This is a genomic window from Acidovorax sp. 69, from assembly GCF_002797445.1.
Lineage (GTDB): Bacteria > Pseudomonadota > Gammaproteobacteria > Burkholderiales > Burkholderiaceae_C > Acidovorax.
This window is the reverse complement of record NZ_PGEP01000001.1, coordinates 3,029,861-3,050,775: the sequence shown is the minus strand read 5'-3', so window position 1 is coordinate 3,050,775 and position 20,915 is coordinate 3,029,861. Positions and strand designations below refer to the sequence as shown.

At 64.5% G+C, this 20,915-nt stretch carries 17 protein-coding genes and 1 pseudogene; 8 read left to right on the top strand and 10 right to left on the bottom strand.

Going from position 1 to position 20,915, the window contains the following annotated elements; all coding sequences use genetic code 11:
* Positions 1–64 precede the first annotated feature (64 nt).
* From CLU85_RS13950 to CLU85_RS13940, 3 genes are all read right to left on the bottom strand, one after another.
* Entirely contained in the window at positions 65–1,066 is a 1,002-nt protein-coding gene (locus CLU85_RS13950) for an HlyD family secretion protein (protein ID WP_198509194.1), read from the bottom strand.
* Between the two features lie 13 nt (positions 1,067–1,079).
* A complete protein-coding gene (locus CLU85_RS13945; protein WP_100410779.1) occupies positions 1,080–2,513 on the bottom strand; it encodes a TolC family protein in 1,434 nt (477 codons plus the stop codon).
* Between the two features lie 159 nt (positions 2,514–2,672).
* Complete coding sequence (locus CLU85_RS13940; RefSeq protein ID WP_100410778.1) at positions 2,673–3,494, bottom strand: metal-dependent hydrolase; 822 nt, start codon at positions 3,492–3,494, stop codon at positions 2,673–2,675.
* Between the two features lie 131 nt (positions 3,495–3,625).
* Here CLU85_RS13940 and CLU85_RS13935 point away from each other — a divergent pair, with 131 nt between their 5' ends.
* The gene (locus tag CLU85_RS13935; protein ID WP_100410777.1) at positions 3,626–4,228 is read left to right on the top strand and encodes a TetR/AcrR family transcriptional regulator; all 603 of its coding nucleotides are present in this window, start codon (positions 3,626–3,628) and stop codon (positions 4,226–4,228) included.
* On the opposite strand, the gene CLU85_RS13930 is transcribed toward CLU85_RS13935, so the two are convergent.
* The 5 genes from CLU85_RS13930 to CLU85_RS13910 form a co-directional block, all read right to left on the bottom strand.
* Positions 4,225–6,747, bottom strand: a complete 2,523-nt coding sequence (locus CLU85_RS13930; protein WP_100410776.1) for a cation-translocating P-type ATPase — start codon at positions 6,745–6,747, stop codon at positions 4,225–4,227. The genes CLU85_RS13935 and CLU85_RS13930 overlap by 4 nt on opposite strands.
* Before the next feature lie 104 nt (positions 6,748–6,851).
* Entirely contained in the window at positions 6,852–7,016 is a 165-nt protein-coding gene (locus tag CLU85_RS13925) for a rubredoxin (protein ID WP_100410775.1), read from the bottom strand.
* Positions 7,017–7,048: 32 nt separating this feature from the next.
* Positions 7,049–7,807, bottom strand: coding sequence for a cytochrome b/b6 domain-containing protein (locus tag CLU85_RS13920; RefSeq protein ID WP_100410774.1), 759 nt, complete (start codon positions 7,805–7,807; stop codon positions 7,049–7,051).
* Between the two features lie 42 nt (positions 7,808–7,849).
* Positions 7,850–8,374 carry a diheme cytochrome c gene (locus CLU85_RS13915; RefSeq protein ID WP_100410773.1) on the bottom strand — a complete coding sequence of 175 codons (525 nt, stop codon included), beginning with the start codon at positions 8,372–8,374 and terminating at the stop codon, positions 7,850–7,852.
* Positions 8,375–8,387: 13 nt separating this feature from the next.
* Complete coding sequence (locus CLU85_RS13910) at positions 8,388–8,792, bottom strand: DUF1924 domain-containing protein (RefSeq protein WP_100410772.1); 405 nt, start codon at positions 8,790–8,792, stop codon at positions 8,388–8,390.
* A gap of 133 nt (positions 8,793–8,925) precedes the next feature.
* Between CLU85_RS13910 and CLU85_RS13905 the strand changes: the two genes are divergently transcribed.
* From CLU85_RS13905 to CLU85_RS13895, 3 genes are read left to right on the top strand one after another with little or no spacing between them, the layout of a single operon-like run.
* Positions 8,926–9,312, top strand: coding sequence for a PepSY domain-containing protein (locus CLU85_RS13905; RefSeq protein ID WP_198509193.1), 387 nt, complete (start codon positions 8,926–8,928; stop codon positions 9,310–9,312).
* Between the two features lie 7 nt (positions 9,313–9,319).
* On the top strand, positions 9,320–9,994 hold the full coding sequence (locus tag CLU85_RS13900) for a response regulator transcription factor (protein ID WP_100410771.1): 675 nt from the start codon (positions 9,320–9,322) through the stop codon (positions 9,992–9,994).
* Positions 9,991–11,430, top strand: a complete 1,440-nt coding sequence (locus tag CLU85_RS13895; protein WP_100410770.1) for a sensor histidine kinase — start codon at positions 9,991–9,993, stop codon at positions 11,428–11,430. The genes CLU85_RS13900 and CLU85_RS13895 overlap by 4 nt, the downstream gene beginning before the upstream one ends.
* Positions 11,431–11,991: 561 nt before the next feature.
* On the opposite strand, the gene CLU85_RS13890 is transcribed toward CLU85_RS13895, so the two are convergent.
* Entirely contained in the window at positions 11,992–14,073 is a 2,082-nt protein-coding gene (locus tag CLU85_RS13890; protein ID WP_100410769.1) for a sodium-translocating pyrophosphatase, read from the bottom strand.
* A gap of 262 nt (positions 14,074–14,335) precedes the next feature.
* On the opposite strand from CLU85_RS13890, the gene ppa reads away from it, so the two are divergent.
* Both ppa and CLU85_RS13880 read left to right on the top strand, forming a co-directional pair.
* Positions 14,336–14,872 carry an inorganic diphosphatase gene (gene ppa, locus CLU85_RS13885; RefSeq protein WP_100410768.1) on the top strand — a complete coding sequence of 179 codons (537 nt, stop codon included), beginning with the start codon at positions 14,336–14,338 and terminating at the stop codon, positions 14,870–14,872.
* A 228-nt stretch (positions 14,873–15,100) separates the two neighbouring features.
* Positions 15,101–16,929 (top strand): annotated as a pseudogene (locus tag CLU85_RS13880) (methyl-accepting chemotaxis protein).
* A gap of 161 nt (positions 16,930–17,090) precedes the next feature.
* On the opposite strand, the gene CLU85_RS13875 reads toward CLU85_RS13880, so the two are convergent.
* Entirely contained in the window at positions 17,091–17,897 is an 807-nt protein-coding gene (locus CLU85_RS13875; RefSeq protein WP_100410767.1) for an alpha/beta fold hydrolase, read from the bottom strand.
* Between the two features lie 300 nt (positions 17,898–18,197).
* Between CLU85_RS13875 and CLU85_RS13870 the strand changes: the two genes are divergently transcribed.
* Both CLU85_RS13870 and CLU85_RS13865 read left to right on the top strand, forming a co-directional pair.
* The gene (locus CLU85_RS13870) at positions 18,198–18,719 is read left to right on the top strand and encodes a chemotaxis protein CheW (RefSeq protein ID WP_100410766.1); all 522 of its coding nucleotides are present in this window, start codon (positions 18,198–18,200) and stop codon (positions 18,717–18,719) included.
* Between the two features lie 47 nt (positions 18,720–18,766).
* On the top strand, positions 18,767–20,557 hold the full coding sequence (locus CLU85_RS13865) for a methyl-accepting chemotaxis protein (RefSeq protein WP_100410765.1): 1,791 nt from the start codon (positions 18,767–18,769) through the stop codon (positions 20,555–20,557).
* Positions 20,558–20,915 lie beyond the last annotated feature (358 nt).

Genomic DNA, 20,915 nt, shown 5'->3' with positions numbered 1-20,915 from the left:
GTCAGCGCTTATGGATAAAGCGCTATTGGCACTTTTGATTCAAATTTCCATGGGGCGCATGCAATCACTGCACCAGCACCGTCATGCCGGGGCGGGCTCCCTCGATGGGCGCGGCCGGGCGCGCACGGACCTCGAAGGTGCGGGCGTCAAAGCCCTGGCCTGCGCGGGTGGCGCGCCAGGTGGCAAAGTCGGGCAGCGCGGCCGTGTGATAGACCTTGAACTTGACCGCCTTGTGGCCCAGCGCGGGCAGCGTGGCGTCGAATTCGCTGCCGATCGCAAAGCGTTGCAGGCGGTCTTCGCGCACGTTCAAAACCACCCATTGGTCCTTGAGATCCACGACGGTGACCACGGCCACCCCTTGGGGCGACAGCTCGCCGGTGCGGGCCAGGACTTTGGCCACTTCGCCGGCCACGGGGCTCTTGAGTTCGGTCTCGGCCTGGGCGGCTTCGACCTCGGCCACCACGCCTGCCACCTGACGCGCCTGGGCGCTGGCGGCCGAGCGGTCTTCGGTGCGGGCGCCGGCACGGGCCAGGTCGTACTGCGCCTTGGCAGCCAGGGCCTGGTCGCGCGATGCCTTGTGGTTGGCCTCGGCTTCGTCGCGTTTTTGCGCCGCCACCAGACCTTCACGGGCCAGTCCGTCCACGCGCTTGAACGATGATTCGGCCAGGTCGGCCGCCGCCACGGCACGCTGCCAGTTCAAGCGGGCCATTTCGATTTCTTGTGGGCGCGCGCCATGCTGGGCCTTGTCGGCCACGGCCTGCGCGGCCTCCTGGGCGGCCGTGGCCTGGGCGAGCTTGGCCTTGACCTCGGGGCTGTCCATGCGGATCAGGGGCGCACCCACGGCAATCTGGTCGCCTTCCTTGACCAGAATCTGCGCAATGCGGGCGGTGACCTTGGGTGCGATGTCGGCCTCCTGGGCCTCGATCTGGCCCTGGAACACTTCGGGCGCGGGCTGCGAAGCCTTCCACAGACCAAAGCCCACGAAGCCCGCCACGGCGACCAGGGCCACGGTGCCGATCACGGCTGTTTTTTTGCTGCTATGGCTGCTATTACTGTTGTTGCTCATGTTCATTTCACCTTCATTCGACCCGCGTCGCATCGGCGCGTGCCATGTATTTGCCAAACTCTTCCGAGAGCCCGCAGCTTTCCAGCAGATCGGCCAGGGCCTTTACGTAGTCGTGCGCGGCCTGGGTGCGTTCGGTTTGCGCCTTGGCCTGATTGACCTGGGCGTCGATCAGATCGAGCGTGGTGCTGGTGCCAGCACGCAGGCCTGAGGTACGCAGGCGCAGCACTTCGTCGGCCAGTTCCAGGCCGGGGGCCAGCGCGAAATACTGGCGCCTGGCTTGTTCCAGCGCCAACCAGCGCTTTTCGACCAGCAGGGCGATGTCGCTTTGCGCCTGGGCCCCGGTGCGTTCGGCCTGTTCAATCTGGCGGTTGGAGGATTCGGCAAGCGCGTTGCGGTCGATGGAGTCCCACAGCGTCCAGCGTACGCCTACGCCGGCCACCCAGTCGGCCTCCTTGCCGGTCTTGAGCTGGCGTTGGCCAAAGGCAAACAGCTGGGGCTTGCGCAATGCCTCCTGCGCCGCGTGCAGTTGTGTGGCCTGTTCTTTTTTTGCGGCTACCTTGTCGAGACCCGGGTGGCGGGCCAACGCGGTGTCAATAAAGTGGGGCAGGGGTTCGACGGGCTGGCTCAGCACAAACAGCGGGCTGGTGGGGGTGACGGCTTCTGTGGCCTTGAGCGTGCGGGTCAGCGCGGTAGCGGCCAGGTCGGCATCGTCGCGGGCCTTGCGGGCGTTGCGGCGGGCTTCTTCGAGTGCTGAGCGGGCCTGCAGGCGCTCTACGCGGGCAATCACCCCCGCATCCAGCATCTTCTGCGCGGCTGCATCGTGCTGTTCGATGGTGGCCAGTGCAGATTCGCGCAGCACTGCGGCACGTTGGGCCAGCTGGGCGCCAAAGTAGCGCTGTACCAGCATGGTGGTGGCTTCGTGGCCGGTCTTGGCGGCATCCGCCTCGGCCTCTTGCGTCTGGGCATCCAGCAGACCGCGAGCTGCCTGGCTAGCGCCACCCATGTAGATGGGCCAGATGGCCGACACGGAGGCCGTGGTGTCCGATTGGCTGCGGTTCAGCGTGTAGCTGGAGGGCAGGTGCGGCAGTTGGGCCAGAGAGCCTGCCAGCGCCGGGGGCAGCTGAGAGAGTACGCCGGGCAGCGCCCGGTTCAGCGGGTTCAGGTCCACGTCCAGGTTGGCGTTGTAGGTGTAGGCCGCACCGCTGAGGTTGACCACTGGGCCGCCCAGGCGCTGCATGGCATCTCGGCGCAGTTGGGCGGTTTCTACGGCAGACCGCGACGCGGCCAGTTGATCGGAGCGCTGCTGCAACTGCTGTAGCGCAGCGTCGAATGCCAGGGGCGCCGCCTGTGTCAGCGCAGGCAGCAGGGCCAGGGGGGCTGTGGCGAGCAGGCGCAGCAATGCTTCGCCTGCCCGACGATGGCGCCGGTGCGGTGGAGTGAGGGTCATGGTTCAGCTCGTGGGTGTCTGCGCCTTTTTGCCTTGGCGGGGGCAGAAGGCGCAAAAGGAAAAGGCAAAAGGACAAAAGGGCAGGGCGATTCAGACGGGTTTTAGCAGCACCGGGCGGGCAGGTCAAAGATGTCATTCGCAAAAAGCAAAAGCCGTGACTCAGCGTGCGCCCACGGGGGTGTAGGCATCGCTGTGCTCGGCCAGCCAGCGCTCTGACAGGCCGGTGCCGTGTTGGGTCGGATGAAAGTCACGCCGAAGGTATTCACGCCAGGGTTTCCAGCTTTCGCGCACCAGGCCGCCCTTGCCCAGCAGCGTGCGGGCGGCGCTGGCCCAGGTGCTCCACTTCCACAGCGTGCCATCGCGGCGCAGGTTCAGTACCGTTTGGCGCAGCGCATCGGAGAGGAACACCAGCGTGATGCGGCGAAACCAGGTGATGCGCCAGTCGTGGTTGCCGCCCAGGGCCTGGTAGAGGTCAAAGGCCGTGCTTTTGTGCTCGGCTTCTTCGGCGCAGTGCCATTGCCACATCGTGGCCAGTCGGGGTTCGGCACCTTGTACGGCCTCGGGGTGGGCCAGCAGCCATTCGGCCAGCAGGGCTGTGAAGTGTTCGTTGGCGGCGGTGACTGCCAGTGGGTGGCGCGGGTCGGCGTTGGCGAAGAGCTTCATGCGCTCGGCCGCGCGCGGCGCCCAGTCGTTGGTGAGGCCCTGCTTTTCGAGGTGGCCGTTGAACAGTGCGTGGATGCGGCGGTGTGTGGCCTCTTGCCCGATGAAGCCGCGCACTTCGTCGGCGAACCGGGCGTGCTGCTCGGGTGGCATGGCCTTGTGCCCATCACGCACGGCGTCGATGAAAAATTGCTCGCCCACGGGAAAGCTCATCGACAGCGCATTGAAGAACGCGGTGCGAAACGCATCGCCACCACACCAGTGGCGCGCAATAGGCGTCTCCAGGTCAATCAGCAATCGGCGGACGACAAGTTCGGTCATGGACGATCTCCGGGAGCGGGTTTCGTGGGGCAAGGGGTTTGGTACGTTGTAGTACCGATGGCTTTGCATGATGCAGATCAACTATGGTACTGTCAAGTACCTTGTCCAAATTTCTGCCTTGAGCGCAATCCATGACCGAAGCTTCCGCCCCTGTCACCGGCACTGAACATCGGGCCCGCCTGCTCGAAGGCATGGCCCGCACCGTGGCAGCCAAGGGCTATGCCGACACCACCATTGCCGACATCGTGCGCGAGGCCAGCGTGTCGCGCCGCACGTTCTACGAAAACTTCGCGGACAAGGCCGAATGCCTGACGGCGTTGTACGAGGCAGCCAGCGGCAACGCGATTGCTGTGCTGCGCGCGGCTATCGACCCGCACAGCGAGTGGCAAAACCAGGTGGAGCAGGCCATGGCCGCCTACTTTGGTGTGCTGGCGCGCAACCCGGTATTGCTGCGCACTCTGTTCATCGACATCCTGGGCCTGGGCACGCCGGGCCTGGCCGCGCGCCGCCGTGCGAACCAGCAGTTGGCCGACCTGATGCTGGACCTGGTGAACAACCGCCCCGGAGAGCGCAGGCGCAAAGCACCGCTTCAGCCCATGATGGCCATGGCGGTGGTGGGCGGGATCAATGAGATGGTGCTGCAATCCATCGAGCAGGATCGGGCCGGGCAACTGCAAGAGTTGGTAGAGCCCGCCGCAACGTTGTTGCGGGTGGCGATTTCGGCAGAGTTCTAGAGGCCGCGAGGCGGAGCGGAAGCGCCCATCCAGCGCTTGTTGCCCTGAAACACCACCACCAGCGCCAGCCCGGTACCCATGGCGGTCAGCCACTGAGCAGGCGACAGTGGCGCAAATTTGAACATGCCGGCAAGCCAAGGCACGGTGGTGATGGCGGTCAATGCTGCCAGTGTGCCGCCCAGTACCCACAGGCTGACGGGGGTAAGGCCTGCCCACAGGCTGCGCCACCCGGCGCGGCTGCTTCGGCTGGGCAGGATGAGCGCGGCGTTGGCAGTCACCAGCACCACAAAAGCGGCGGTGCTGGCTGTGGCGGCATGTGCGGCCTGATTCAGCAACCACGCATACAAGCCCACCACGGCGGCGGTGACCACACCGCCCTGCGCCAGGCTCAGCAGGATATGGCGGGCACCTAGCAGAGGCTCGTCAGCCCCGCGTGGCGGTTGTAGCATGAGGTCGGCCGCGCCTTCCTCGGCCTCGAAGACGATGGAGCAGGCCGGGTCGATGACCAGCTCCAGAAATGCGATGTGCAGCGGCGCCAGCACCAACGGCAGCCCAAACAGCACCGGCAGCACTGCCAGGCCCACGATGGGAATGTGCACTGCCAGCGTGTAGACCATGGCCTGGCGCAAGTTGGCAAAGGTCTGGCGTCCCCGATGGATGGCTTGCACGATGGCCGCGAAATCGTCGTGCAGCAGCACCAGTGCTGCGGCTTCACGCGCCACGTCGGTGCCCCGCTGGCCCATGGCGATACCAATGTGGGCGGCCTTGAGGGCAGGGGCGTCGTTCACGCCGTCGCCCGTCATGGCCACCACCTCGCCCTGGGTTTTGAGGGCTTCGACCAGCGCCAGCTTCTGGTGCGGTTTGATGCGCGCAAATACGCTGGCCTGTTGGACCTTGTCGGCCAGCATCTGCGGTGGCATGGGGGCCAGCTCATCGCCGGTGACCACACTGTCGTGTGATATGCCCGCCTGGGCCGCGATGGCGCGAGCAGTGCGGGGGTGGTCGCCCGTGATCATGACCACGCGGATGCCTGCCCGGCGGCATTGCGCAATGGCCTGGGGCACCTCGGGGCGCAGCGGATCGGCCAGGGCTACCAGCCCCAGCCATTCAAAGTCAAAGGCGTGCTGAATGTCAGGCCAGGTATCTTGCGCGCGGTGCCGGGCCTTGGCCACGCCCAGCACCCGCAGGCCTCGGTCGGCCAGGCGGGCGGCCTGGGCGCTCACGGCGGCGCGTTTGGCGTCGGGCAGGTGGCAGAGGTCGGCCACGGCTTCGGGGGCGCCCTTGGTGGCCACAGTGTCGTGCGCAGAGGTGCCGTCTCGCCACAGGTGGCTCATGGCCAGCAGCTGGGGGGATAGCTCGTATTCCCGAGCCAGCGACCACGCGGGGTGCAGGTGCTCGGTGTCCACCAGGTGGTCTGCCGCCATGCGGTGAAAGGCCTGTTCCATGGGGTCGTGCGGTTCGATCTCGCTGGCCAGCACGGCGTATTCCAGCAGTTCGTGAAAGGCTTCTGGCAGCGCCGTGCCGCCGCAGGCGACTGGCAGGCTCTGTACATCCAGCTCCTCACCTGCAATGCACAGCGCCGCCACCGCCATGCGGTTTTGTGTGAGGGTGCCGGTCTTGTCCACGCACAGCACGGTGGTCTGTCCCAGCGTCTCGATGGCGTTGAGTCGCCGCGTCAGCACTTGCTGCGCCGCCAGCCGCCGCGCCGCCAAGGCCAGGAAGATGATCATGATCACGGGCAGCTCTTGCGGCAGGATACCCATGGCCAGCGTGATGCCCGCCAGCACGGCCTGCAGCCAGTCGCCGCGCAGCGCCCAGAACAGGGCCACCAGCAGCGCGCACAGCGACAAGCCGATGAGCACCAGTTTGTGGGTGAGCCGTGCCATCTCTTCACGCAGCGGGGAGGCTTGCAGTGCAATGGTGTCGAGGGACTGGCCAATACGCCCAAGTTCGGTGTGGCGCCCCACGACGGTCACTTGCACCAAGCCCTGGCCGCTGACCACCAGCGTGCCTGCAAACACCTGGTCCCCGGGTTGCTTGGCCACGGGCTCGGACTCGCCCGTCAGCATCGATTCGTTGTTGGCCAACTCGTGCGCCTGTAGCAGCGTGCCGTCGGCGGGTATGCGGTCGCCCTCGGCAATCATCAGCAGGTCTTCGCGCACCACCTCGCGGCCAGGGATGCGCACGGCGGTTCCTCCTCGCAGCGCCAGCGCTCTGGGGCTGGAGAGGTCGCGCAGGGCGTTCAGCGCGTTGTCAGTGCGGCGTTCTTGCAGCACGGTGATGGCCATGATGATCACCACAAAGCCCAGCAGGATCAGCGCCTCGTGCGCATCGCCCATCGCCAGGTAGATGCCGCCTGCACCCAGCAGCAGCAAGAACATGGGCTCGCGCACCACGTCCCAGGCCATGTCACGCAGCGTGCGGCGCTGGCTGATGCCCAGTTCGTTGGGGCCTTCTTCACGCAGGCGTTGAGCGGCTATTGCAGGGTCGAGGCCGGTGGGAGAGTCGGTGGTTGGCATGTGGGACGTCGGGCAGCGTTGCACGGAGGGGCGCAGTGGTTATACCGCGCACGGGTGTCTGCACCCCTGACGCAGAGCAGGGCGCCACACCCGGTCTCCCTCCATCACACCTCGCACATCACAAAGTCCGCCTTGCCCACATTGCACTCGGGGCAGCGCCAGCCGTCGGGGACATCGGTCCAGCGGGTGCCTGGCGCTATCCCGTCGTCGGGCAGACCCGCGGCTTCGTCATAGATCCAGCCGCAGAGGGCACACATATAGATTTTCATGGGATGGGTTCCTTCGGTGGTGTTGCCGTGGCTCAGTCGTCATCGTGGTGCCGGCTGCGCTCTGCAGATGCGCCGCTGGCGATCCAGCCGCTGGGTGATTGCTGCCATTGCCAGGCACCGAAGGCCAGCGCCGCGATCAGCAGCAGGGCCGCCAGCCACGTGCGGTTTTTGGGGACCAGGTCCGGCCCCTTGCCTTCGACCCGGCCCGTCAGCATGGGCAGTGCCTGGTTCTTGCGGCGCAGCACGCTCAGGCCTGCAATCAGCGCGACGTGGGCCAGCACCACAAAGAGCAGCGCGTTTCCAAAGAACTCATGCACTTCTTCCATCCAGTCGCCACCCAGGGCGTCACCCCAGTCGTTGTAAGTGGCATAGCCGCTGAGTGTGAGCGGCACCACCAGCGCCAGCAGCAACACAATGGCCAGCGCCATCAGCAGGTTCTGGCCTTGGCGCCAGGGGATCTGTGTGATCGATGTGGTTGAGGGCAGGGTGCGTAGCCAGGCCGGCGCCCCCCCCAGCTTGCGCCACAGCAGGCCCAGGCCCGAGGTGCGCGGCCCCAAGATGCCGTACAGCAAGCGAAAGCCCAGCAGGCCTGCCATGGTGTAGCCCAGCGTGACGTGCAGCAGCCTCCAGTGTTCACCATCGGCCGTGGCGTAAGCGCCCACAAAGCACAGTGCAAACAGCCAGTGGAACATGCGCGTGGGTGCGTCGGTCACCCGGCGGCTGGGGGCCTTTGACGGGGCTGGTGGCGCTGTGGTGGCGCTGGCGGGGTGGAGGGAGGGGGTGTTGTTCATCGTGTTCTCCTTGGGGGGACGCCAGAGGTTTTTTTGTCGCTATCAGTCGTTCCAGGCACGGCGCGATCGGGCATCCAGCCCCGCTGGCATGCGCAGGTTGTGTTCGTCAAACTGCCCCTGGTCCGCGCCCGTGTGGCAGGCCGCGCAGTTGGCTGCGCTTTTCACGCTCGCGAGCTTCCAGGTGGCGGGCTCGATTTTTCGGTGCTTGCGTTCAAACCAGGCTGAGCGGGTGAGGCGGTCCTCGGGCGGCTCTTCGTTCACGCGCTTGTAGGTGCCTGCGTGGGCCTGCAGCCACTGATTGAGCTGGCGCACGGTGGTGGCGTCCAGCGAGGCATCGGTGCCGTAGTGTTTGTCCAGGCCCGTCATCACGCGGTTCCAGGACGCAGCGGGCAGCAGGCCGGGCGGATAGGCCGTGTGGCACGCGGCGCATTCCTGCGTGTAGGCGCTGGGCATGTTGCGAGGCATGGCGCGCCCGCTGTCTGCATGGGCGCTGGAGAGCACCACCATGCAGACGGCGGCAGCCATGGTGGCCATGGCGGCGGGGCGGAGGGAGGCGGTCTTTTTCATGATGCGATGGGCTTCAGGGTTTGAGAGCGTTGAGGTAGGCCAGCACATCGGCCTTCTCAACGGCCGTGCATTCGCGGCTCAGCACGTCGTTGCAGTTGCGGCGGAACCACTTGTCCACCTTGGCGGTGTCGGTGAACGCCTTGGGGTTGAAGGCAGGGGCCAGGGGCGCGATTGATTTGCCGGTGCTGGCATGTTTGCCCTGGGCGGTAGGCGGCGTACCGTGGCACGAGGCGCATGACCATTCACCACCGTGGCGGGAGGTAAAGAAGACCTTGCCTTTGTCTGCTTGGCCCGGGCTGCCTGCCTGTGCGTTCCAATGCGCGAGTTGCTGGGCTGCGGTGGTGTCTGCTGCCTGACTGTGGCTGCTGGTTGCCAAGGTGCACAGCGCTGCCATGGCCAGGGTGAAAAATTTTGTCATCGTGGTGTCCTTGCGAGGTGGAGCCAGGGGCTCTCTGTGTGGTCGTTGGTGGTCATTGTGGAAATCCCTGCCTGAACGGTGCGTGAAAGGGCTGTTCATCCGCCATTCAGAAATCCCGCAGGACAATCTCCCCATGTCCTTCATGACCTGCCGCACGCCGCCAAGTCGCCCCGCCATGCGCCGCGTGGTGCTGGCGTGTGTGCTGTGGGCTGCGGCGGTGTCGGCATTCGCCGGTGGCAAGGACGATCACGACCGCGCCCGGCAGGCCGTACAAGCTGGGCAGGTGCTGCCACTGCCTGTCGTTCTGCAGCGCCTGCAGAGCGAGGTGCCGGGCCAGGTGCTTGACGTGGAGCTGGAGCAGGAGCGGGGCATGTGGGTCTACGAGATCAAGCTGCTGACCCCCGCCGGGCAGTTGACCAAGGTCAAGCTCGATGCGCGCACTGCGGAGGTGCTGCGCATCAAATCACGCGAAGATAGAAACCCAAGTAGCGAAGGTCGCCAAGATCGGCGCCGTAACTGACCCATTCATGCGCATCCTCCTGGTCGAAGACGACGCGCTGCTGCGCACCCAATTGCGTACCGCCCTGCAAGAGGCGGGCTACACCGTGGACGAAGCCGACAATGGCCACGACGCGCAGTTCCTGGGCGACACCGAGACGGTGGATGCCGTGGTGCTGGACCTCGGCCTGCCGATGGTGGATGGGCTCACGGTGCTCAAGCGCTGGCGCGGCCAGGGCCGCAACATGCCGGTACTGATCCTCACTGCGCGCGACAACTGGCATGAGAAGGTGGCGGGCATTGATGCGGGAGCCGATGACTACCTCACCAAGCCGTTTCACCTGGAAGAACTGCTGGCGCGCCTGCGCGCGCTGATCCGCCGTGCGAGCGGCCAGGCGTCGGCGGTGCTGCAGTGCGGCGACCTGTTGCTGGACACCCGCAGTGGCCGCGTGACCTGCGCGGGTCAGCCAGTGATGCTCACGTCGCATGAGTACAAGGTGTTGGCCTACTTCATGCATCGGCCCGGCGTGCTGGTCTCGCGCACGGAACTGACCGAACACATCTACGCGCAGGACTTTGACCGGGACTCCAACACCATCGAAGTGTTTGTGGGGCGCCTGCGCAAAAAGCTGCAGTCTTCTGCGGACCACCCTGCACGCATCGAAACCGTGCGTGGCATGGGCTACCGCCTGGTGCCACCATGAGTGGCCCACTTCTGCCTGCCGCGCTAGTTCGCTGGTTGCGGTCATTGCGGTTTCGGCTGCTGGCCGTGACATTGGCGGGAGTGGCGGTGGCCATGGTGCTGGCCGGTGTGGTGCTCAGTGGCTTTTTTCGCGAGCATGTGCAGCGGCAGTTCGAGGCGGCGCTCATGCTGCAACTCGACCAGGTCACAGCGCGCCTGGATTTTGATGCCCTGGGGCAGCCGGTGATTGCTGCACAGGCGTTGTCCGACCCGCGCTGGCTCACACCCTATTCGGGGCTGTATTGGCAAGTGGATGCCATGGCACCCGATGGGCAGGGCCGGTTAGGGGTATTGCGCTCGCGCTCCTTGTGGGACGCCAGTCTGGCTTTGCAGGTGGACGCGTTAGCGGACGGCGCGGTGCATGCGCATGAGGTCGCAGGCCCACAGGGTGCTCCTTTGCTCGTGCTGGAGCGCACGGTGCGCGCTGCGGGTGCGGATGCTGCCCGCTGGCGCCTTATCGTTGCGGCCGATTTGCAAGGCACGCAGGCGGCCATTGCCCAGTTCACGCGCGTTCTGTCGTTGTCGCTGGCGGTGTTGCTGGCGTTGCTCGCTGCGGCCGCCTGGGCCCAGGTGGCGGTGGGGCTCAAGCCTTTGAAGGCGCTGCAGCGTGGCCTTCAGGATGTGCGGCAGGCGCGTGCCACACAGATCTCGGGCGCATTCCCCGACGAGGTGCAGCCGTTGGTGGATGATTTCAACGCCGTGCTGGGCCGCAATGCCGATGTGGTGGAGCGTGCACGCACCCAGGCGGGCAACCTGGCGCACGCGTTGAAAACACCGCTCACGGTGCTGGAGCAAGCTGCTTGTGCGCAGGCAGGCCGTGATGGGGTGACTGAGCTAGCCACCTTGGTGCGTGAGCAGGTCCAGGTGGCACGTCGGCACATCGACTGGCACCTCGCGCGGTCTCGCGTGGCGGCCTCAGCCCACCTGCCCGGGCAGCGAACGCCGCTGGAGCCCGTGGTGGCGGGCTTGGTGCGGGTGATGAACAAGGTGCATGCCGGGCGCGGCGTGGACATCACCCTCGCGTTGCCAGAGGCCCCTCTGCTTTTTGCGGGAGAGTCGCAAGACCTGCAGGAAATGCTGGGCAACCTGCTGGACAACGCCTGCAAATGGGCGCGGACCACGGTGCGGTTGCAGGCACAGGCGCATGAGGCAAGTGGGCAACCCGGCCAGATCTGGATCAAGGTGGAAGATGACGGCCCCGGTATCGGGGCGACCCAGCGCGCTCACGCAGTGGAGCGTGGCGTTCGGCTGGATGAGTCGGTGCCTGGCTCGGGTCTGGGCCTGGCCATCGTGCAGGACCTGGCGGTTTTGTATGGGGGGCGGCTGGAACTGGAGCCCGCCGACCTGGGGGGCTTGCGCGTGGTGCTGGTGCTGCCCTTGGTGGATGGTGCCGCGTAGAAAACCCACCACGCTGGCCCCATGAAAAAAGCCCGCCTGAGCGGGCTAAGGCCCTGACAAATCCGAAGAAATCCTGCCAAGCCTTGGAGGTAACAGCTTCAGGGTATCACCCGCCGCAGTATTTGACTACCCGTGGCACTAGACACAACGCATGAATGAGTCCCCGCAGAGGCCCCAGATCGGTGGTGAGGTCTTCTGTGGCGCCACCAACGCTTGTGTAGAAAGCGCTGGATGCTCCCGATTCAGGCGCAATTCACACCGGTTGTCCACGCTGTAGCGCATGGCGGCTGAGGCCACGGCGTCCCGGGTTTCCTCCACCACGGTCTGTGGCGCAATCACAGGTTTGTCGCCAGCAGTTGGACCCATTGCCAGGGGCCCAAGGCCAGCGGGGTGGGTTGCGGGCGACGCTCTGGTGCAACCACGTGGTGCTGTTTGCGGCGGGTGCGTTGGCAGACGGCGCAACACGTTTCAACCCCATCTTTTCCGAGGGACACCTGTGCCCGCGATGGCACGCAGCAAAAAGGGGCCGAAGCCCCTTTGTATTCATGCATTCCGACGGTCTTATCCCCCGTGGAACTTGACCACCAGCGGCACGATGAGCAACGCCACGATGTTGATGATCTTGATCAGGGGGTTGATGGCAGGGCCGGCGGTGTCTTTGTAGGGGTCGCCCACGGTGTCGCCCGTCACGGCGGCCTTGTGCGCATCGCTGCCCTTGCCGCCATGGTGACCGTCTTCGATGTACTTTTTGGCGTTGTCCCAGGCACCGCCGCCGGTGCACATGGAGATGGCCACAAACAGGCCGGTGACGATGGTGCCCATCAGCAGCCCGCCAAGGGCTTTGGGACCTAGCAGCAGGCCCACCACAATCGGGGCTACCACAGGCAGCAGGCTGGGTACCACCATCTCCTTGATGGCAGCGGTGGTCAGCATGTCAACGGCCTTGCCGTATTCCGGCTTGCCTGTGCCGTCCATGATGCCGGGGATGGTGCTGAACTGGCGGCGCACTTCCACCACCACGGCCCCTGCGGCACGGCCCACGGCTTCCATGGCCATGGCGCCAAACAGATAGGGAATCAGGCCACCAATAAAAAGGCCCACGATGACCAGGGGGTCCGACAGATCAAAGCTGATGGCTTTGCCATAGCTTTCAAGCTTGTGGGTGTAGTCGGCAAACAGCACCAACGCAGCCAGCCCCGCCGAACCGATGGCATAGCCCTTGGTCACGGCCTTGGTGGTGTTACCCACAGCGTCCAGTGGGTCGGTGATGTCGCGCACGCTACTGGGTAGCTCGGCCATTTCGGCGATGCCGCCTGCGTTGTCGGTGATGGGGCCATAGGCGTCCAGTGCCACCACGATACCGGCCATGCTCAGCATGGCGGTGGCTGCCACTGCGATGCCGTACAAGCCCGCGAGGCCGTACGAAACGATGATCGCGGTGCAGACAAACACCACAGGCCAGGCCGTGGACCGCATGGAGACGCCCAGGCCCGCAATGATGTTGGTGCCGTGGCCCGTGGTGGACGCCTGTGCAATGTGCTGCACGGGTGAATACTGCGTGCCGGTGTAGAACTCGGTGATCCACACCAGCACGGCGGTGAGCACCAGCCCCGTAGCGCACGCACCAAACAGCCGGATCTGGCTACCGGTGGCGGTGACCGCGTTGTCCGGCATGATCCACAGCGTGACGAAGTAGAAAGCGACCAGCGACAGCACCCCGGCGATGGCCAGGCCCTTGTAAAGCGCGGGCATCACGTTCTTCATGCCCGGCGATGCCTTGACGAAGAAGCAACCGATGATGGATGCCACGATGGACACTGCCCCCAAAGCCAGCGGATACACCGCAGCGTTGACTGGTGCAGTGGCGATGAGCAATGCGCCCAGCACCATGGTGGCGATCAGCGTGACGGCATAGGTCTCGAACAGGTCGGCCGCCATGCCGGCGCAATCGCCCACGTTGTCGCCCACGTTGTCGGCGATCACAGCGGGGTTGCGGGGGTCGTCCTCGGGGATGCCGGCCTCGACCTTGCCCACCAGGTCAGCACCCACGTCGGCGCCCTTGGTGAAGATGCCGCCGCCCAGGCGCGCAAAGATGGAAATCAGCGATGAACCGAACGCAAACCCGATCAGTGGGTTGAGCAGCGCGGCCAGGTTGGCGGTAGGCGTGAGGTTGCCATTGCCCGCCAGAAACCAGTAAAAGCCCGTAACGCCCAGCAGGCCCAGGCCCACCACCAGCATGCCAGTAATGGCGCCGCCCCGAAATGCGACATCGAGCGCGGGGCCAATGCCTTGCGTGGCCGCCTGGGCCGTACGCACGTTGGCCCGCACCGACACGTTCATGCCGATGAAGCCGCAGGCACCCGAGAGCACCGCGCCCACCACAAAGCCCACGGCCGTGGTGCCGTCGAGAAAGATGCCGATAAGAACCGCCAGCACCACGCCGACGATGGCGATGGTCTTGTATTGGCGGGCGAGGTAGGCGGCGGCACCGGCCTGTATGGCGGCGGCGATTTCCTGCATGCGGGCGTTGCCGGGGTCTTTGGCAAGAATCCATCCCCGGGCCCAGATGCCATAGGCCACCGCAATCAATCCGCAAACAAGAGCCAGTATCAGAGGGGCAGTCAGCGCTGTATTTCCAGCCATTCGTCACTCCTTGAAAATTCAGTTGCACGGAAGGAAACACAACGCAGGTCGGTGGTGCTTCCGCTGCGTTGCTTCCTCGTGCTCCCCGGGCTTTCGCGGCAGGAGTCGATTGGCCAACGGGCCCAATTTACAGGCAAACGGTGGTTTGCAAGCGGGCAGAAAGGGGCGTGCGCCTAAAATCAGGGTTAATCCCGACGCTTCATTGCGCTGCATCAGCGCCAAGTGCATCGCGGGTTATCGTTTCAAACCACTATCCAAAGACATGTCCCTCAACAACGTCCCCCCAGGCAAGAACGTCCCCGACAGCTTCAACGTCGTCATCGAAATCCCGATGAACGCCGACCCGATCAAGTACGAAGTGGACAAGGAATCGGGCGCCATTTTTGTGGACCGTTTCATGACCACGGCCATGCACTACCCCACCAACTACGGTTACGTGCCACAGACGCTGTCGGGCGACGGCGACCCGGTGGATGTGCTGGTGATCACGCCTTACCCTCTGCACCCCGGTGTGGTCGTGACCTGCCGCCCGCTGGGCATCCTGATGATGGAAGACGAGGCCGGTGTGGACGGCAAGGTGATTGCCGTGCCCACCTCCAAGATCTTGCCCATGTACGACCACTGGAAGACCATCGACGATGTGAACGCCATGCGCCGCAATGCCATTGCCCACTTCTTTGAGCATTACAAGGACCTGGAAAAGGGCAAGTGGGTCAAGGTGCTGGGCTGGGAAGGCCTGGACGCCGCCAAGAAGGAAATCACGGATGGCATCGCGAACTACCAGAAATCGCAGGCCTGAAATGGCCGCTAGTGCCCGTGCTTAAAGCACGAGACGCTATCAAAATAAAAGCGCGCTACCCGGATGGGAGCGCGCTTTTTTTATGGCCTGGTGGTTTGCAATGAGGCGGCGGTCTGCGCGATGTGAGGAGTTGCACTGCTAGACTGCATTTTGTTACATGGCCGCGCCGCTGGGGGCCATTCTGTGGGGCGCAGGTCCCTCGCACGATTTTTCGGGGGGTGATTCATCATGAAGATTTCTGATCTACGCATCGGCATCAAGTTGGGGGCCGGCTTTTTGGTGGTGGTGTTGTTGACCATGCTGCTGGGCGCCATTGCGCTGGTGCAGATGTCGCGCATTCACGCCAATGCCGAAGAGATTGCGACCAACCTGCTGCCCAGTGTGACGCAGACGGGGGAGCTGCGGGTGTTGCTCAATCGCATGCGCCGGGCCGAGGCCGGCATGGTCACCGCGCGCAGCGCGGCAGAGGTCAAGGCGTTTGCTGAGCAAGTGGCGTTGCGCCACAAAGACCTGGACCGCGTCGAGGCCATGTATGAAACACTCATCGACATGCCCAAGGAGCGTGAGGTCTTTCAGACCTACAAGACACGCAAGGCCGCTTATGTGGCGCTCCAGAACAAACTGGCGGACATCACCAAGGGCGTGGATTTCAGCACGGCAGAGACCCTGGAACTCACGGCCGATGCGGTGAATATGCTGTATGCGGGTGAATCCGAGGGGGCCTTCGTGGCCACGGCCGAGACATTGGGCGAGCTGCAGAAAATCAACGCCGACGCCGCTCTGCAGGCGAATGCCGAGGCGCAACAGGTCTTCACCATGGCCCGTATCTGGGTGCTGGGCACGTTGGCGCTGTGTGTGGTGCTCGCCGCAATCCTTGGAATGGGCATTACCCGTGCTGTGACCGGGCCTGCGCACCATGCGGTGCAGGCGGCCCGGGCGATTGCGGGGGGTGACCTTGCTACCGAGGTACCGGCCGGTGGCAAAGACGAGATGGGCCAGTTGCTTGCGGCCTTGGGCGATATGCGGGCCAATCTGGCGCGGGTGGTGTCGGGGGTGCGCAGCAACGCGGAGGGTGTGGCGTCAGCCAGCTCACAGATAGCGTCGGGCAACAACGACCTGTCGGCGCGCACAGAGCAACAAGCGAGCGCACTGGAAGAAACGGCCGCCTCGATGGAAGAACTGGGCTCCACAGTGCGCCAGAACGCCGACAACGCACGGGGGCCGCCAACCAACTGGCCGTGAGCGCCTCCACCGTAGCGGTGCAAGGCGGCGACGTTGTCGCCGAAGTGGTGGAGACCATGAAAGGCATCAACACCAGTAGCAACAAGATTGCCGACATCATCAGCGTGATCGACGGCATCGCGTTCCAGACCAACATCCTGGCGCTGAACGCGGCAGTGGAAGCTGCGCGGGCAGGCGAACAAGGCAGAGGCTTTGCCGTGGTGGCCGGAGAAGTGCGCAGCCTGGCCGGGCGCAGCGCAGAAGCGGCCAAGGAAATCAAGACCCTGATCACCGACAGCGTAGAGCGCGTGGAACAAGGCACCCAACTGGTAGACAAAGCCGGAGCGACCATGACAGAAGTCGTCAACGCCATCCGGCGCGTGACCGACATCATGGGAGAAATCAGCGCCGCCAGCAGCGAACAAAGCGCAGGCGTAGGCCAAGTGGGAGAAGCCGTCACACAGATGGACCAGGCCACCCAACAAAACGCGGCCTTGGTAGAAGAAATGGCCGCAGCCGCCAGCGCACTGAACGCGCAGGCAGGAGAACTGGTCAACGCCGTGGCCGTGTTCAAACTCGATGCGAACGCCACCCGCAGCGCCCCCCCAGCCAGCCACAGGGCCCCGATCCCGGCCCCGGCCTACAGTGCCCCACGCAGCACGGCGGGCAAAAGTGGCGGCGCCAGCAGCCTAGGCAACGGCAAAAAGCCGACCACCAAACCCCAGGCCAGCCTGACAGCCCCCAAAGCCAGCGCAGCCCCTGCGGCCAGCAAACCCGCAGCGCCAGCACAGGCCAAGGGTGGGGGCGGAAACGACGAAGAATGGGAGAGCTTCTGAGCCGAGGCGTGCAGAGCGGCAGCCAGAATATGATGAAAACAGCCGCTAGCGCAGACAGATAAAGCGCTGGTAGCTATCAAAAGAGAAGCGCGTAGAGGGTGGTCCCTTCTGCGTGCTTTTTTGTGGACCAGGCTGGTGCGCGACCCCGCTCGCCCCAGGTTTCAGCGGTGCGGATCGGGGTACACCAGGTGCAGTCCAGGCAGCTTGGGGCGCTGGAAGGGTTGCCACACCACCCCGGGGCCTTGCGGCTGGCCCAGTCGGTCGGCCACGGCCCACCAGGCGCTGGGGTTCAGTCCGATGCCGAAATGGCTGGCCACCACTTCGATGTTTTCGGTGTGCGGATTGTGCGGGGCGGGGGCCTGGAAGCTGCCACGCCAGGCCACGACGCCGTCAGTGCGTGAGTAGATGCTGGTAGTGGGCACGGGGGGGGCTTCGGGCAGGTTGTAGTTCTCGGTCTCCCGTTCAATGCTGCGGCCGCTGGCAAACTGGTAGATGCGCCAGGCGTTGGTGGATGTGTGGGGGCCGGCAAAGGGTGTGCCCAGTGTCACCACACAACGCACAAGGTCAGGCATTTCCTTGGCCAGCTCACGGGCGTAGATACCACCCAGGCTCCAGCCCACCAGGCTGACCTTGCTGCCGCTGGCGTCGCAGGCGGCTTGCAACTGGCGCTTGGCGTTTTCCAGCACGCCCTCGCGCGGGCCCAGGTTCAGGCCCTGACCCCAGCCCAGGGTGTCGTAGTTGCGCGATTCCAGGTAGCGGCGCAGCGGCACGGTGGTGGCGTCGCCCGCCGTGAGCCCGGGAAAAACGATGACCGAATGCCCGTCACCAAGCGGGGCACGTTGCAACACGGGCCATGCTGGCAGCACCGCGCCAAACTCCCAGGGGGCCCGCAATTCAAGCGCCAACAGCGGCAGGCCCGGCGGTGGGATGTGGGCGGGGTCGGTTTCTTTCTTTCGGAAGAGAGGCATCAATTCGTCGTTTCAAAGCGGGGGCACACAGGGGGTTGTGGCTCTGGGCGACGGTAGCATTTTTTCTGCGGATGGCAGGGGGCTGAAATGGAGCTAGCTCTCCAATTCAAACGCGGCACACAGGCTGTGTGGAGGCTTTATCCATGTGAGGATGGGTGCGAAGCCGGTCAGCGGAAAAGGGCTATTTGTTATTAAATGCAACCACCCGCTGCTATGCTTTCAGTACACCCGCGCGGGCTTGGGTTTCTGGTAGACCGCGTGACTTGCTTAACGCCTCCCCTGACTTTGAAAGCCCGCGCCATGATGACTGCATCTGCCACCGCATCTTCTGCCTCACGCCCTGCCGCGACGGCCGCCGCACCTGCGGGCGAGTACCTGACCTTTCGCCTGGGGGCGGAGGAGTACGGCATCGACATCCTGCGGGTGCAGGAAATCCGTTCGTATGAGCGGCCCACGCACCTGGCGCATTCGCCAGACTTCATCAAGGGTGTGATCGACCTGCGCGGGCGCATTGTCCCTATCCTGGACCTGCGCGTGAAGCTTCAGTGCCCCGAGGCGAACTACACCGACTTCACGGTGGTCATCATTCTGGACATCGGCTCCACGGTGATCGGTGTGGTCGTGGATGCGGTGGCCGACGTGGTCACGCTCACGCCGGATGTCATCAAACCCACGCCCCAGTTTGAGCGCCAGGGCAACGTAGACCCCACTTTCGTCACCGGCATCGCCAGCCTGGGCGACCGCATGCTGATCGTGATGGACATCGAGGCCTTGCTCAGCAGTGACGAAATAGGTCTGGTGACAAAAGCCGCGCACGGGTAACGTAGACGCTGGTCACCACAACATATCAACCCCCGAGGAGAAGCAGGATGAATCAATGGAAGATTTCAACCCGACTCACCGCAGCGTTTGCAGCCATGGTGCTGCTGCTGGTTGCCCTGGGGGCGGTGGCCCTGGTCCAGTCTGCGAGCCAGCGTGCTTCACTCAATGACATTACCGAGATGCGGATACCCATCACCAAGGCGATGGGGGTGCTGGCCGATGGGGTGAATGTTCAGGCCATTCAATTTCGGAACCTTGCGATTTTCAGCTCTGAAAACATCACCAAGTCGTCCTTGGAGCGCGTGGCTGCTGCGCGCAGTGCCATCGCCGAGCAGATGAAAACGCTCACTGCGCTCATCCAGTCGGAAAAAGGCAAGGAAATTCTGGCGCGGGTGCAGCAGAACCGGGCCGCCTTCCTCAAGCTGGGCGACGAGTACCTGGCGCTGATCAAGCAGGCGCAACGGGAAGAAGCCCTCAAGCTGTTGGAAGAAAAGGTGCGCCCCGTTCAGCTGGAGTACCAAAAGACGATTCAGGAACAGGTGGACTACCAGGCCCAGGTGACCGCCGATGCCGGCCAGCGGGCGGAGGCGGCTGCCAACGCTCTCAAGCGGGACGTGCTGATCGCGGGCGCCCTGGCCATTGCGGCTGCCATTTTCCTGGCCATCAGCATCATCCGGTCGATCACCCGGCCGCTGGCGCAGGCCGTGGTGGCTGCCGATCGGGTGGCGGCGGGCGACCTGAGTGGCCAGATCGTCGTGCAGTCCAAAGACGAAACCGGGCAACTGCTGGGCGCCTTGCAGCGCATGCAGCAGAGCCTGGTGAACACGGTGGCCTCGGTGCGCAGCAACGCGGAGGGTGTGGCGTCAGCCAGCTCACAGATAGCGTCGGGCAACAACGACCTGTCGGCGCGCACAGAGCAACAAGCGAGCGCACTGGAAGAAACGGCCGCCTCGATGGAAGAGCTGGGCTCCACAGTGCGCCAGAACGCCGACAACGCACGGGCCGCCAACCAACTGGCCGTGAGCGCCTCCACCGTAGCGGTGCAAGGCGGCGACGTTGTCGCCGAAGTGGTGGAGACCATGAAAGGCATCAACACCAGCAGCAACAAGATTGCCGACATCATCAGCGTGATCGACGGCATCGCGTTCCAGACCAACATCCTGGCGCTGAACGCGGCAGTGGAAGCTGCGCGGGCAGGCGAACAAGGCAGAGGCTTTGCCGTGGTGGCCGGAGAAGTGCGCAGCCTGGCCGGGCGCAGCGCAGAAGCGGCCAAGGAAATCAAGACCTTGATCACCGACAGCGTAGAGCGCGTGGAACAAGGCACCCAACTGGTAGACAAAGCCGGAGCGACCATGACAGAAGTCGTCAACGCCATCCGGCGCGTGACCGACATCATGGGAGAAATCAGCGCCGCCAGCAGCGAACAAAGCGCAGGCGTAGGCCAAGTGGGAGAAGCCGTCACACAGATGGACCAGGCCACCCAACAAAACGCGGCCTTGGTAGAAGAAATGGCCGCAGCCGCCAGCGCACTGAACGCGCAGGCAGGAGAACTGGTCAACGCCGTGGCCGTGTTCAAACTCGATGCGAACGCCACCCGCAGCGCCCCTCCAGCCGCCCACAGGGCCCCGATCCCGGCCCCGGCCTACAGTGCCCCACGCAGCACGGCGGGCAAAAGTGTCGGCGCCAGCAGCCTAGGCAACGGCAAAAAGCCCACCACCAAACCCCAGGCCAGCCTGACAGCCCCCAAAGCCAGCGCAGCCCCTGCGGCCAGCAGACCCGCAGCGCCAGCGCAGGCCAAGGGTGGGGGCGGAAACGACGAAGAATGGGAGAGCTTCTGAGCCGGGGCGCGCAGAGCGGCAGCCAGAATATGCTGAAAACAGCCGCTAGCGTAGACAGATAAAGCGCTGGTAGCTATCAAAAGAGAAGCGCGCAGAGGGGTGATCCCTTCTGCGTGCTTTTTTGTGGGCCAGGCTGGTATGCGCTGCGTGTGGGCCTTTGCCGTCCCGCCGGTTGGCGTGTTTGCCCGCTTGCAGCGTGGTTCTGTGGCTTCTCCCGGTTGTACGCAAACGTAACGGAAAGCGCTATGCTGCCACTGTCCGTCTGCAGACAGCTCTGCAGAGGAATCGCCAGTCTCTTTGTGCGCGGGTCGTCTGCAAGGAGTTCGCTCATGGTCTGTGGTTTCACCGCTCTGGCGGG

Bases quoted from the DNA above. Each gene is read 5' to 3' on its own strand.
- CLU85_RS13950 (WP_198509194.1), bottom strand. From the start codon at position 1,066: ATGAGCAACAACAGTAATAGCAGCCATAGCAGCAAAAAAACAGCCGTG.
- CLU85_RS13945 (WP_100410779.1), bottom strand. From the start codon at position 2,513: ATGACCCTCACTCCACCGCACCGGCGCCATCGTCGGGCAGGCGAAGCA.
- CLU85_RS13940 (WP_100410778.1), bottom strand. From the start codon at position 3,494: ATGACCGAACTTGTCGTCCGCCGATTGCTGATTGACCTGGAGACGCCT.
- CLU85_RS13935 (WP_100410777.1), top strand. From the start codon at position 3,626: ATGACCGAAGCTTCCGCCCCTGTCACCGGCACTGAACATCGGGCCCGC.
- CLU85_RS13930 (WP_100410776.1), bottom strand. From the start codon at position 6,747: ATGCCAACCACCGACTCTCCCACCGGCCTCGACCCTGCAATAGCCGCT.
- CLU85_RS13925 (WP_100410775.1), bottom strand. From the start codon at position 7,016: ATGAAAATCTATATGTGTGCCCTCTGCGGCTGGATCTATGACGAAGCC.
- CLU85_RS13920 (WP_100410774.1), bottom strand. From the start codon at position 7,807: ATGAACAACACCCCCTCCCTCCACCCCGCCAGCGCCACCACAGCGCCA.
- CLU85_RS13915 (WP_100410773.1), bottom strand. From the start codon at position 8,374: ATGAAAAAGACCGCCTCCCTCCGCCCCGCCGCCATGGCCACCATGGCT.
- CLU85_RS13910 (WP_100410772.1), bottom strand. From the start codon at position 8,792: ATGACAAAATTTTTCACCCTGGCCATGGCAGCGCTGTGCACCTTGGCA.
- CLU85_RS13905 (WP_198509193.1), top strand. From the start codon at position 8,926: ATGTCCTTCATGACCTGCCGCACGCCGCCAAGTCGCCCCGCCATGCGC.
- CLU85_RS13900 (WP_100410771.1), top strand. From the start codon at position 9,320: ATGCGCATCCTCCTGGTCGAAGACGACGCGCTGCTGCGCACCCAATTG.
- CLU85_RS13895 (WP_100410770.1), top strand. From the start codon at position 9,991: ATGAGTGGCCCACTTCTGCCTGCCGCGCTAGTTCGCTGGTTGCGGTCA.
- CLU85_RS13890 (WP_100410769.1), bottom strand. From the start codon at position 14,073: ATGGCTGGAAATACAGCGCTGACTGCCCCTCTGATACTGGCTCTTGTT.
- ppa (WP_100410768.1), top strand. From the start codon at position 14,336: ATGTCCCTCAACAACGTCCCCCCAGGCAAGAACGTCCCCGACAGCTTC.
- CLU85_RS13875 (WP_100410767.1), bottom strand. From the start codon at position 17,897: ATGCCTCTCTTCCGAAAGAAAGAAACCGACCCCGCCCACATCCCACCG.
- CLU85_RS13870 (WP_100410766.1), top strand. From the start codon at position 18,198: ATGATGACTGCATCTGCCACCGCATCTTCTGCCTCACGCCCTGCCGCG.
- CLU85_RS13865 (WP_100410765.1), top strand. From the start codon at position 18,767: ATGAATCAATGGAAGATTTCAACCCGACTCACCGCAGCGTTTGCAGCC.